Origin of the sequence: Microcoleus sp. T2B6 (genome assembly GCF_036700475.1) — a bacterium.
Lineage (GTDB): Bacteria > Cyanobacteriota > Cyanobacteriia > Cyanobacteriales > Microcoleaceae > Microcoleus.
On sequence record NZ_JAUBOZ010000155.1, the window covers coordinates 1 to 12,822 of the forward strand.

The 12,822-nt window shown below is 46.6% G+C and carries 12 protein-coding genes and 1 tRNA gene; 5 read left to right on the forward strand and 8 right to left on the reverse strand.

The window, feature by feature from the left end:
* The 5 genes from QUA00_RS34375 to QUA00_RS34395 form a co-directional block, all read left to right on the forward strand.
* On the forward strand, positions 1 to 1,980 hold a 1,980-nt coding region (locus tag QUA00_RS34375; protein WP_333412980.1), incomplete at its 5' end, for a hybrid sensor histidine kinase/response regulator.
* A gap of 359 nt (positions 1,981 to 2,339) precedes the next feature.
* The gene (locus QUA00_RS34380; protein WP_333145667.1) at positions 2,340 to 2,816 is read left to right on the forward strand and encodes a chemotaxis protein CheW; all 477 of its coding nucleotides are present in this window, start codon (positions 2,340 to 2,342) and stop codon (positions 2,814 to 2,816) included.
* Between the two features lie 66 nt (positions 2,817 to 2,882).
* Entirely contained in the window at positions 2,883 to 3,620 is a 738-nt protein-coding gene (locus tag QUA00_RS34385) for a pentapeptide repeat-containing protein (RefSeq protein ID WP_333412982.1), read from the forward strand.
* Between the two features lie 16 nt (positions 3,621 to 3,636).
* On the forward strand, positions 3,637 to 3,891 hold the full coding sequence (locus QUA00_RS34390; protein WP_333284967.1) for a hypothetical protein: 255 nt from the start codon (positions 3,637 to 3,639) through the stop codon (positions 3,889 to 3,891).
* A complete protein-coding gene (locus QUA00_RS34395; protein ID WP_333145661.1) occupies positions 3,884 to 4,240 on the forward strand; it encodes a type II toxin-antitoxin system mRNA interferase toxin, RelE/StbE family in 357 nt (118 codons plus the stop codon). Before QUA00_RS34390 ends, QUA00_RS34395 begins: the two co-directional genes overlap by 8 nt.
* An 89-nt stretch (positions 4,241 to 4,329) precedes the next feature.
* Here the strand turns inward: QUA00_RS34395 and urtE are convergent, their stop codons facing one another.
* From urtE to QUA00_RS34435, 8 genes are all read right to left on the reverse strand, one after another.
* Positions 4,330 to 5,028, reverse strand: a complete 699-nt coding sequence (gene urtE / locus QUA00_RS34400) for an urea ABC transporter ATP-binding subunit UrtE (RefSeq protein ID WP_333244135.1) — start codon at positions 5,026 to 5,028, stop codon at positions 4,330 to 4,332.
* Positions 5,029 to 5,107: 79 nt separating this feature from the next.
* A complete protein-coding gene (gene urtD / locus QUA00_RS34405) occupies positions 5,108 to 5,854 on the reverse strand; it encodes an urea ABC transporter ATP-binding protein UrtD (protein ID WP_333412984.1) in 747 nt (248 codons plus the stop codon).
* 347 nt (positions 5,855 to 6,201) lie between these two features.
* Positions 6,202 to 6,924 carry a TIGR00266 family protein gene (locus tag QUA00_RS34410; RefSeq protein ID WP_333310374.1) on the reverse strand — a complete coding sequence of 241 codons (723 nt, stop codon included), beginning with the start codon at positions 6,922 to 6,924 and terminating at the stop codon, positions 6,202 to 6,204.
* 190 nt (positions 6,925 to 7,114) lie between these two features.
* A complete protein-coding gene (gene urtC / locus QUA00_RS34415; RefSeq protein WP_333412986.1) occupies positions 7,115 to 8,257 on the reverse strand; it encodes an urea ABC transporter permease subunit UrtC in 1,143 nt (380 codons plus the stop codon).
* A 27-nt stretch (positions 8,258 to 8,284) separates the two neighbouring features.
* Complete coding sequence (locus QUA00_RS34420) at positions 8,285 to 9,439, reverse strand: ABC transporter permease subunit (RefSeq protein ID WP_333412988.1); 1,155 nt, start codon at positions 9,437 to 9,439, stop codon at positions 8,285 to 8,287.
* 538 nt (positions 9,440 to 9,977) lie between these two features.
* Positions 9,978 to 11,303, reverse strand: coding sequence for an urea ABC transporter substrate-binding protein (urtA, locus tag QUA00_RS34425; RefSeq protein WP_333145649.1), 1,326 nt, complete (start codon positions 11,301 to 11,303; stop codon positions 9,978 to 9,980).
* 526 nt (positions 11,304 to 11,829) lie between these two features.
* Positions 11,830 to 11,902 (reverse strand) — tRNA-Ala (locus QUA00_RS34430).
* A gap of 120 nt (positions 11,903 to 12,022) precedes the next feature.
* The gene (locus tag QUA00_RS34435) at positions 12,023 to 12,751 is read right to left on the reverse strand and encodes an HAD family phosphatase (protein WP_333412990.1); all 729 of its coding nucleotides are present in this window, start codon (positions 12,749 to 12,751) and stop codon (positions 12,023 to 12,025) included.
* Positions 12,752 to 12,822 lie beyond the last annotated feature (71 nt).

A 12,822-nucleotide genomic window follows, 5' to 3' on the forward strand; every position in this document is an offset into this window, starting at 1 on the left:
CCCACTCCCACTCCCCCCGAAATCTCCCCCTCCCCGACTCTCCCAGTCCCCAACCCGCAAAGGCCGACAATCCGGGTAGACTTAGAACGCTTAACTGAATTGGTGAATTTAGTCGGGGAATTAGTCATCAACCGTACAAATTTAGAACTTCAAGAATCCGAACTGCGCGGCGAAGTCAAGCGCATCCGCCGCAATATCGTAGATTTGAACCAATTCGGCGGCCAGTTGCGAGAAGAATACGACAGACTGAGCTTTGCAGAGTGGAGAGGGGGAAACGGGAACTCTGGATTGGGAAAACTTGCAGCAGCAGAAACAGAATTCCCCATGATTGCTAACGGCAAATCCTCTCCGCTTCATGCTCACTTCGATATCTTAGAGATGGATCGTTATACAGAGTTCCACTCGACAGCCGCAGAAGTCATCGAAACTGCCCAAGCAATTTCTCAATCCGCCACCAAATTAGACACCTTAGCCATGAAATTCGAGCGCAGTACCGACCAACTGCGTCGCATTACCGAACAACTACGCAGTCGCGTCATGCAGTTGCGAGTCGTGAGTTTCAGTCGCGCCGTCGATCACTTGCCCAGAGCCCTCCGAGAGATGTGTCTCACATACGATAAGGATGTCAACCTGCTGCTAGTGGGAAGAGATACCAAAATTGACGAAAGTTTGCTCGATGCTTTGCGCGACCCCTTAATACACTTAGTGAGAAACGCTTTCGACCACGGCATCGAAATGCCCGAAGTTCGGAAAGCAAGCGGCAAGCCGGCCAGCGGTCAAATAGAAATAGAAGCCCGCCACCAAGGCGGCCAAACTATTATTACTGTCGCCGATGATGGCAAAGGCATTGACCCGGAAATGATTCGCCGTAAAATTGTCACAAAGGGTTTGGCTACGGAGGAACAAGCTCAAGAATTTTCCATTGCCGAACTCTACGATTTTCTGTTTTGGGCGGGTTTCAGCACTACTGAAGGGGTCAGCGACCTTTCGGGGCGGGGAGTCGGGCTCGACGTGGTGCGAACAAATTTGCGGACTGTGCGGGGAACTGTGAAGGTAGACTCTCGCCTGGGAAAAGGTACGAGTTTTATTATTAAACTGCCACTGCTGTTGTCGATTACTGATGCTTTGATGGTGAAAACCGATCACAATAAAATAGCAGTGCCGCTTGATGCAGTCGAGGAAATTCTGCACATTAAAGCCTCGGAAGTTCACATTGCCGGCAATCAGCCGATGCTGTGGTGGCGGGAGGAATTTATTCGTTTGGTGAGAATGCAAGATTTGCTCGAATACAGCGTCGTCGGGCCGGATGCCCCCTCTCCTGACCCTTTGACCCAAGAGGAAATTCCCGTCCTGGTTTTGGCTTCTACCGAAGGAATGCTGGCGGTGGCAGTGGAACGGCTGATCGGTCAGCAGGAAATAGTGGTTAAACCTTTGCCGCCGCCTCTATCCAAGCCTCGCGGCGTTTTGGGGACTACGATTTTGGGGGACGGGCGCGTGGTGAATATTCTGGATGTGGACGATTTGGTGGGCCAACCTGTGGTAAATAGTTCGATCGCCGCTATCTCCGGTAAAGTGCAGGAGATACCGGCGAGTTCGAGTCAGTCACCGCAGATTTTGGTAGTGGATGATTCCTATACAATTCGCCAGTTGCTGTCTCTGACGCTGACTCGTGCTCGCTACCGGGTGGTACAGGCTAAAGACGGCCTGGATGCCCTGGAAAAGTTGCAAAATGGTCTTGATTGCAGTTTGGCGATCGTGGATATTGAAATGCCCCGGATGGATGGATTTGAATTGTTGCGATCGATCAGATCGACCGAACGGTTTGCTAAGATTCCCGTAGCTATGCTGACATCCCGTAGCGGGGCAAAACATCGGCAAATGGCAATGGAATTAGGCGCCAATCAATACTTCACCAAACCTTACAGCGAAGCCCAACTTTTACAAGCTATCCCCAAATTAATCCACCACTCAATAATTTAATCCACAATCTCAAATTTCCAATCAAATAATCCCTAATCTCAAACAAAACTTAGGCAAAAAGTAATTGCACCCGCGAATAATAGTGGGAACTACGCACCCGACTCACCTACTAAAATCGAATAATCTAAAATCTAATACCAATTTTGTATGAGGCTGCATATATCTCGATCCCCCCTAGCCCCCCTTAATAAGGGGGGGACAAGATTCTTCTCAAAGTCAACCCCTACTCCCCAACAATCAGGGGGATTTAGGGGGATCGAGATATGATGTGCAACTTCACATTAAATTGGTATAAAATCCAATAATCTTCAATCCAATAATCGTCAATCTAAAATCTAAAATCTAAAATCTAAAATCGAATGACTCACGCCAATTACAATCGCCGATTTCGGAGCAAGAAACAAGCCACTGTTAGAATTGCCCCTAAAAAAATGGTTTCCTTTGAACTAGGAAATATTTACTATGCTGTTCCTATTGAGCGTGTGGAACGCATTGTTAAAAACTTTAATGTCTACGGTATTTTACCTAACGGTAATAGTTTACTGCGGCATCAAGAAGAACTGATTACCATAATTAATTTATCCACAATATTTCCCAGCAGTCCGAGCATTGCTGACTGCAAATACCTGATTATTTGTACCTTAAATAAAAGCGATCGGTTGGGGATTCCCCTTCCTAATATGCCAAAAATTTTGGAAATTACCGAAGAAAGCTTCTGCGAGATTCCAGAATTGTACCGTCAACAGCAACTGCCTCCGGTAATAGAAAAGTTAATTCGCGCACATGATGGTTCCGAAGTTTTTTATCTGAATTTCGATCTATTTAGCGAAATGTAGAGGGTTCACTTTTCGAGGTATCATACCATATAAATGGTATTTTGGCAAACAAAAAGTTAGAGATTTATGAAAAAACTCACAATAATGTCGATCGCCCTAGTAATTTTTGCAGCAACTCTCGATTTGCCGAAGGTGGGGCTGCAACTAAGTGCGATCGGGCAAATAGAAACACCCCAACCCATCCCAACACCCCAACCCATCCCAACACCCCAACCAATCCCAACACCCCAACCACAAACACCCCAACCACAAACACCCCAACCCATCCAAACACCCCAACAAATCCAAACACCCCCAATCCAAACACCCCAACCAAAACCAGCCGACCCCAAAAACCTCGGCTACGTCTCCCCAGAATTTGCCGAAAATTTCTCCCAGCAACAAATCGACCAAATCAACGCCAACGTCGAAACGCTGCTGCTAACTCAAAGCTGCTCCCGCTGCGACCTCCGAGCAGTAAAATTAGTTAACCTTAACTTAAAAAATCCCATCCTTACAGGAGCAGATTTATCAGATGCCAACCTCAGCGGTAGTCGCTTCGAGATATCAGATTTTGTCAACACCAATCTAGCTCGCACAAACTTAAGCGGAGCCGAATTAGTAGGAGCGAGAATCAGCAACGCTAACCTTAGAAAAGCTAACTTGACAAAGACAAATCTAGACGGTGCAGACTTGCGATTTTCGGACTTGAGAGATGCCAATCTTTCCGAGGCCAACCTCCGCAATGCTAATATAGATGGCGCTAGTATCGATCGAGCAAGCATGGCCGGCACCACAATGCCAGACGGCAGAAAAAATAATTAATAATAGAGGTAGTCTTATGTCGCCGATTAAACAACGCCTTCTCGAAGCGATCGAACGGACTCCTGAGCCACTTTTAGAGCAAACGCTGGCATTTCTGGAATTTTTGACCAGTCGGAAACAATCCGCGATCGCCCCAGACTTCGACTCAGATTTTGACTCAGATACCGACTCCAACGAGCAAATCCTCGCCGATCTGAAAGCCTCCCTCCACCAAGCCAAAGCGGGACAAACCTTTCCCATATCGGAACTCTGGGACGGTATCAATGTCTGATATGTCAGTCCAAGTCACATTCACGGTACTTTTCAAACGTCGCCTCAAAGGACTCGCTAAAAAGTATCGCCAAATTCAAACCGATATTCAGCCAGTCCTTGATGAGCTTATCCAAGGAAACTTCATAGGAAACCAGATTACAGGGACTCAATACACCGTTTACAAAGTCCGGGCTAAAAACAGTGATTCCCAAGTTGGTAAGAGCGGCGGTTATCGCTTGATTTATCAAGTTGAATCACCGACTCAAGTTGTTTTACACCTGATTTACTCGAAATCAGAACAAGCAAATGTCTCCGCCGAGGAAATCCAAACTGCGATCGCAGAATACCAAGCGAACCCAGACGAATAGGCCATTTTTCCAATCTAAACGCTTGCCCTTCTTGCTCTTTGATGCGCTCGCTGTCATCGTCAAAATCCGTGTCGTGCCTTCCTTCTGAATCAAACAGCCAAAAACCTCTGAATCACCTCATCACTTAACTCGCTAGTGCTTCCAGAAGCCACAATCCCGCCTTTTTGCATAGCATAATACCAGTCAGCTTGCCGCACAAAATGCAAATGTTGCTCCACCAACAAAACAGAAATTCCCCTAGTCGCAACCACACGGCGCACCGCAGCTTCAATATCTAAAATAATGGATGGTTGAATCCCTTCCGTAGGTTCATCCAAAACCAGCAACTGCGGCTCACCCATCAAAGCCCTAGCAATAGCTAACTGCTGCTGCTGTCCCCCGCTCAAATCACCTCCCAGGCGATCGAGCATAGTTTTCAAAACCGGAAATAACTCAAAAATTTCATCAGGAACTTCAGGATTTTTGGTTTTGGTTGGTTTCGCTTCCAAACCTAACAAAAGATTTTCTTTTACCGTCAAACGTGGAATAATTTCACGCCCTTGAGGCACATAACCAATGCCTAATCTAGCCCGCTGGTAAGTCAACTTAGAAGCAATAGATTCTCCGCCAAAAGCAATAGTGCCACTGCGCGGTTGCAGCAACCCCATAATCGTTTTTAGCATAGTAGTTTTGCCCACACCATTGCGGCCGATCAAGCAAACCATTTGCCCTGCCATCACGCTTAAATCGACATCGCGCAAAATGTGACTTTCGCCGTAGTAAACATTCAAATTAGAAACTTGTAGCATAATTATTTACTGTTGACGGTTGACTGTTGACTGTTGACTGTTGACTGTTGACTGTTGACTGTTGACTGTTGACTAATAACTATTCTTCAGGTTTGCCCAAATATACCTCAATTACCCGATCGTCATTTTGCACCTCATCCATAGTCCCCTCACACAAAACCGCACCCTGATGCAACACCGTAACCTGCCGCGCAATTTGCCGCACAAACTCCATATCGTGCTCAATTACCAACACCGAATGACTTTCGGCCAGCGAAATTAGCAACTCTCCAGTTAACATCGTTTCCTCATCCGTCAAACCCGCCACAGGTTCATCTACCAACAATAAATCAGGAGATTGAGCCACCAACATTCCAATTTCCAACCATTGCTTTTCCCCGTGAGAAAGCAAACCCGCCGAAATATCAGCCTTAGCAACTAAACCAATGGTTTCTAACAAACCCGCAACCGTGCGTTTTTCAGCAGCCGAAGCAGGCTTGAACAAAGTCGAAAAAACATTTTTATCGCGGCTGCAAGACAATTCCAAATTTTCGCGCGGCGTTAAATTCAAGTAAACTCGCGGCGTCTGAAACTTGCGGCCAATTCCCAAGCGCGAAATCCTATCTTCCGACAACTTGCGTAAATTTTGTCCCTTAAATAACACCCGGCCCTCTGTCGGCTGCACCTTCCCGGTAATTGAATCGAGAAAAGTTGTTTTTCCGGCACCATTGGGGCCAATAATAACTCGCAGTTCGCCCGCATCCATACTAAAATTTAAACCATTTATGGCTTTAAAACCATCAAAACTAACAGTCAAGTTTTCTATTTCTAATACTTTGCCATTCATAGGTGATTTCTCCGGGTAGGGTGCGTCAGTTAAAAGTCTCTGGGTAAGCCGGAAAATCTCTTGGCTGACGCACCTGACAGCGCTGATTTTCTCCGGGTAGGGTGCGTCAGTTAAAAGTCTCTGGGTAAGCCAAGAAATCTCTTGGCTGACGCACCTGACAGCGCTGATTTTCTCCGGGTAGGGTGCGTCAGTTAACAGTCTCTGGGTAAGCCGGAAAATCTGTTGGCTGACGCACCTGACAGCGCTGATTTTCTCTTAGAAGGTGCGTCAGTTAACAGTCTCTGGGTAAGCCAGGAAATCTGCGGGCTGACGCACCCTACACAAGCAGATAAATGGTTATTTTACTCTCAAGAAAAACTGCTCGAACTGCTCGACACTGGAGGTGGAGATGCAGCCATAATTCGCTCAGCTAACTTCGAGAGCGGCAGACTTTGCAAATACACTTTTCCAGGCCCGGTTAGCTTGACTAAAAACAAGCCTTCACCGCCAAATAGAGCATTTTTAAACCCGCCCACAAACTGAATATCGTAATCTACAGTCGGCGCAAAAGCTACCAAACAACCAGTGTCCGCTCGCAACACTTCGCCAACTCCCAAATTTTTCTCAACTATTGTTCCTCCCGCATGAACAAAAGCTAGCCCGTCACCCTGCAATTTTTGCAGAATAAAACCTTCTCCGCCAAAGAAACCGGCACCGAGCCGCTTGGTGAATGCTACCTCAATGTCAATGCCGTTGGCCGCACAGAGAAATGAGTCTTTTTGACACAAAAATTTACCGCCAAGTTGGCCTAAATCAAGGGGAATTACTTTACCCGGATAGGGGGCGGCAAAAGCTACGCGGGCTTTACGATTTCCGGCGTTGACAAAGGTGGTAATGAAAAAACCAGCTCCTGTCAGCATTCGTTTGAAACCTTGAAATAAGCCGCCGCCTGTGGATGTTTGCATTTGGATGTCGCCTTCCATGTATGTCATGGTTCCAGCTTCAGCCCTAACACCTTCTTTGGGGTCGAGTTCAATCTCGATGAGTTGCAAATCGTCGCCGTAGATTTTGTAGTCAATAATATCTGCCATATGTTGCCCCTCAAGTTAAAGAACGAAGCTACTTGCTACGGATATCTAAGTAGGTGGACATATATATTGCCTTTCCTCAGACAGAGATAAACGCAGCCTTTGCCAAGTCTATGGCGATTGCTTTGTTTGTCTGTTGTAGGTGACATTTATTTATGTCAGCCTCCTTCTAAATTACACGATATTTTTTCACTCAATGTTCAAGTTCTTCTTTTTCGAGCTGCACTTGGGGGTCTTGTTCCAGGCTGGGGTAAGTAGATGCGTACTTGGGTCTTCTGAACAAACTGCGGATTTGGTCGAAACCTTGATGTTGCAGCCATCCGACTAAGCCGTCGGGCAGCACTGTAACTACTATGAGGAATAGCGCACCTTGGAAAAACAGCCAAACTTCGGGGAATTGTTCGCTCAAGAAACTTTTGCCAAAGTTGACTAGCAGTGTTCCCAATATTGCTCCCGATAATGTGGCGCGACCTCCGACGGCGACCCAGATTACCATTTCAATTGAAAAGGCAATATCCATTGCTTTTGGCGAAATTATTCCGGTTTGTACGGTAAATAATGCGCCTGCAATCCCGGCTAAACCGGCGGAAATTGCAAAGACTAAAACTTTGTAGCCTGTGGGATTGTAACCTGAGAAACGCAGGCGCACTTCGTCGTCGCGAATTGCTACTAGCAGACGGCCGAAACGCCCGCTGGTCAGCCATCGGCAGAGAGCGTAAGTTGCTGCTAGAAATAGTATGGTGAGAATGTAGAAAATATATTGAGTATCTCGGTCATTTACTGTGGCTCCGAACAGGGTTTTAAAGTCGGTGAGTCCGTTGGTTCCGTTAATCAGTTTTTGCTGACCGTTAAAGAAGTTGAAAAATACAATGGTTGCTGCTTGGGTGAGAATTGAAAAGTAAACGCCTCGAATTCGATTGCGGAATACTAAATAACCTAAAAGTGCACCCAAGATGGCGGGGATGAGAACTATTGCTAATGCTGAGAAGGGAAATGAATAAAATGGTTGCCAAAACCAGGGGAGTTCGGTAACGCCGTAGAGGTTCATAAATTCTGGCAATTGACTGCTGGCGGTTGGGGGAATTTGCAGTTTTAGGTGCATGGCGAAAGCGTAGCCGCCGATCGCAAAAAACACCCCATGCCCTAAACTAAGTAAACCCGTGTATCCCCAAATCAAGTCTATGCCGAGGGCGGCAATTGCTAGTGCTAAAAATCGCCCCAATTGATTGAGCCGAACGTCGGGGAGTATTCCTGGGAGGAGTAAGATGAATGTGAGGGCGATCGCGCTGACAATTGCCGCTTCTTTTACCCAGGGTTTCTGATGTGTTTTCTGCATTTTTCGCTACACTCGCAGTTGTAATTTTTAATTTTCTACCGTCCGCCCTTTTTGCGGGAAAATCCCTCCCGGCTTCACTTGCAGAAAAGCCATAATTAAGGCGAATACCATTACTTTTGCCATGCTGGTTGTGGCGAAAAATGTGAAGAAGTCGGCTAAAGGCTTGATAGGAGCGAACATTAATGCTAAGGTTCCCGAACCGATCAGGTAATTGGCAGTGCCGATCGCCATCGCAGCAACTACACTCCCCACAATCTTGCCGACACCGCCCACAACCACCACCATAAACGTATCGACTATATAATTTTGTCCGGTATTTGACCCTACCGAACCAATCAAACTAATCGCGCACCCAGCGACACCTGCCAGCCCCGAACCCAAAGCAAAAGTCAGCGCGTCTACTTGTTCGGTAGGAATTCCCAAACACGCACTCATGCTGCGATTTTGTGTCACGGATCTAATCCGCAATCCCCACACAGACTTTTGCAAAAATAGGTAAATTCCCGCCAAACAAATTCCTGTCAGCACAATAATAAAAATTCGGGCGTAGGGCAACTGAAAATTGCCCAGCGGTATGCCGCCCCGCAACCATTTCGGTGCAGTTACGTCCACATTTTGAGCGCCAAACCAAGGTTGAGTTACTGCCAGTTTGTAAGTTTGCCCTAAAAAGGCGCTCACCGCCCAGGAAATACCCAAAGATAAAGGCAAAATTAGGGCGATAATTTTGTTACGAATGCGATCGAAATCCAGGCGAGATTTCAGCACCCGCAAACCGCCAAAAAACAGCAAACAAAACACCGCAATCCCAATTACCAGCACCCAACTAACGCTGCGGACAAACTGCTGCAAAATTAAACTTACGCCCCAAGTTGCCAGCAGAGTTTCTAGTGGCCGCCCGTAAAGATAGCGAATCACTCCGCGTTCGAGAATTAATCCTACCAGTGCAGCCACTAAAAAAGCTAGGGGAATCGCAAATAAAATATAGGTTTCAAAAGCAAATCCTCCGATACCTTTGAAGACATTTTGCACTACGAAAGTTGTATAAGCCCCTAGCATCATCAACTCGCCATGAGCCATATTAATCACGCCCATCAGCCCGAAAATAATCGCTAATCCCAGGGCGGCAATTAGTAAAACTGCGCCGATGCTAAGGCCGTTAAATAAACCATCTAATATCGCCAATTTTGTTACTCCTGCATCAAGTCGATCAACTTTGTTCGGGGATAATTAGGGGCGGGTTTTACCCTATTGGTGTCAACTTAGAACTAAAACCCTCTGTATATTTCGCTTGTAGCCGAGTCTAGATCCCCCTAAATCTCCCTTAAGAAGGGGAGTAGGGGTTGACTTTGAAGAGTCCAGTTCCCCCTTATTAAGGGGAGTAGAGATTGACGAAAGAATGCTCTTACTCCCCCCTTATTAAGGGAGTAGAGATTGACGAAAGAATGCTCTTACTCCCCCCTTAATAAGCAGGGCTGTTTCATTCTCTTGTAGGGGCTGCCCCCCGTGGCTGCCCCCATGTCCCAAACGCCTGTGAAGTCGTCTGTGGAGGGGGTAGGCACGGGGAGTAGGGGTAGCACTACCCCTACAAAATCGCGATTTTCTTGAGAATGAAACCGCCCTGCCTTAATAAGGGGGGCTGGGGGGGATCTCCGGGTTTAAAGACACACCCTAGGGGGATAAAAGATACGTTACCAACGTTAACCAAATTGGTATTAGCTACTTATGAAGCTTTGAACTTGCCACCTTTTGCGGGGTCTGACCAATCGCAAGCAAAGCCTTTTGTTTCAGCGACAAATTGATTCCAAGGCACCGGCTTCACTGCTTGTGGTGTAGCAAAAGCGATGTTAAATAAACCGTCGTCTCTAACTTCGCCCAACCGCACAAATTTAGAAAGGTGATGGTTAACATCCATCGTTACTGTGCCCCCCGGCGCGTCAAAGGTTTGACCCAAAGCGGCTGCCCGCACTTTTTCCAAATCGTCGGCTGTCCCTGCTTTTTCGACAGCTTGCTTCCACAGGTAAACCATGATGTAAGCTGCTTCCATCGGGTCATTGGTCACTCTATCTTTGCCGTATTTTGCCTTGAAAGCTTCCACAAATTTTGTATTGGCCGGAGATTCCACAGTCATGAAGTAATTCCAGGCGGCGTAATGGCCTTTAAGATATTCTACGCCGATCGCCTTTACTTCTTCTTCCGCAATACTGACCGACATTGACGGATATTTGTCCGGGCCCAAACCTGCACCCTGCAACTGTTTGAAGAATGCTACGTTACTGTCGCCGTTGAGAGAGTTGAAAATGACGCCGCCGTCTGGCAAAGCGGCCTTAATTTTAGTAATAATTGGCGTGACTTCTGTCCCGCCCAAAGGAATGTAATCTTCCCCAACTAATTCGCCGCCTTTGGCTGCTAGCTGTGCCTTGATAATGGTATTTGCCGTGCGGGGAAAAACGTAGTCAGACCCGACTAAGAAGAATTTTTTCCCTTTATTTTCTAGCAGCCAGTCAACTGCTGGTTCGATTTGCTGGTTCGGCGCCGCCCCAGTGTAAAAGATGTTCTTGGAACACTCTTGACCCTCGTATTGTACGGGATACCAGAGCATATGATTTTTTTCTTCAAATACTGGCAATACTGCTTTGCGACTAGCAGAAGTCCAGCAGCCGAAGACGGTGACAACTTTATCTTGGTCGATCAATTTTTTGGCTTTTTCGGCAAAAGTCGGCCAGTCTGAGTTGCCATCTTCTATTACTGCTTCGATTTGTTTTCCGAGGACGCCACCAGCTTTATTAATTTCTTCGATCGCTAATTGTTCGGCATCGACAACGCTTTTTTCGCTGATGGACATCGTGCCGCTCAAGGAATGCAAAATTCCTACTTTGATCGTGTTTCCGCCACCTGCTGCTGCTGGTGTTCCTGTTGAAGTTGGAGAAGGAGAAGCGGCGGGAGTTGCTGTTGGAGTTGGAGTTCTACAAGCTTTTAGAAATAAACTTGATGTTAGGGTAGCAGAACCGTATAAAAGAAATTTCCGCCGATCGAATCGCTTTGTCATTTTTTCTTGTTACTCTTGAACAGATGAGTCTGATGATTGAGAATAATAACACATAGTGACTTGATATTAAGACTCGCGCCAGCAGACTGTTGTATTTTTAGCTACAAAACTTATTGTTTTTGACAAAATGAATGTTTTGTGGGGATTGAGGGCAACTGCGGCAGAAACCGGGCGGATACCTTGTTAGATTTTAGATTGACTGATGACATCAGGGTTGAGATGACGCACTTACCGGATTTTTTTGGCAAACCGGGTTTAGACACCAAAATACGTCTTTTCAGCAATTAGTGTGACATTAGAAACCCGGTTTCTTTACATAAATTATCTTATTGATGCTACCTGTTAGGCAGCAACCGGGTCGATCGCACTTGCATAGAAAGCGGGTTTCTCGCTCTTTACAGGTTATTGATGTTAAAACTTAGGCAGCAACCGCGTCGATCGCACTTGCATAGGCGAGTATCAAAGCAAGTGACGATCGCACTTCGCTTGGAGTACGATCGTCACCTGTAGAAATGCCCCTGATTTATGGAGAATAGCGGACTCGAACCGCTGGCCTCTGCGGTGCGATCGCAGCGCTCTACCAACTGAGCTAATTCCCCTGATTGAGTTTTAATTTAGCATTTTAGATGCGAGATTGCCGAATCTAAAAGGCTGACAGGTTTTGCTTGCTCTCACGTTCGCAGACCGTCACTTACACTAGCACGTAACTGCTAAAAAGGTCAAGTGTTTTCCGCAGCCGGCTCAGTGGGGGCGATCGAGCAAAGTGCCGCCACTCTATCCAACTCTAAATCAGCAAAATAGTCCACCGTCCAATTAGCTTGGCGCTGGATCATGTGAAACGGGTAAGTGTGAGTTACGCCCGCCACCTGAATCCCCGCTTTTTTCGCCGCTTCAATCCCCGCAAAAGTATCTTCTATCGCCAAACACTCGATCGGTTGCAGGTTAAAGTCGGGATATTTCTGGTTGAGAAGTTCCACAGCCAATAGATAGCCGTCGGGTGCTGGTTTGCTCGCCGTCAAGTCGTCGCCTGCGACAATTAACTCAAAGTTTGCGGCCAAACCGGCCCGATTTAACACCAATTCTATATCCGATCGCATTGCCCCGCTAACTACGGCCATTTTCAGTCCGGCGGGCCGAATTTTATCAATAAATTCTGCCAAACCCGGATAAATCGGCAGTTTCTCCAAAGTATCTATTTGAGCTTTGTAAGCTTGGGCCTTGCGCTGCAGCAGTCGATCGAGATATGTTTCTGTCAGAAATCGTCCTCGGCGCTTGAGCAGTTCGGTAATGCAAGCGCGATCGCTCCTTCCCAAACAAATTTCTCGAAACTCCCCACGTTTGAGCTGGAGATTTTCATCGAGCATCAATTGATCGATGATTTTCTCGTGAATCGGCTCGTCATTAACAATCACACCATTAAAATCAAATAAAACTGCTTTTAGAGTCATTAGTCATTAGTCATTAGTCATTAGTCATTAGTCATTAGTCATTAGTCATTAGTCATTAGTCATTAGTCATT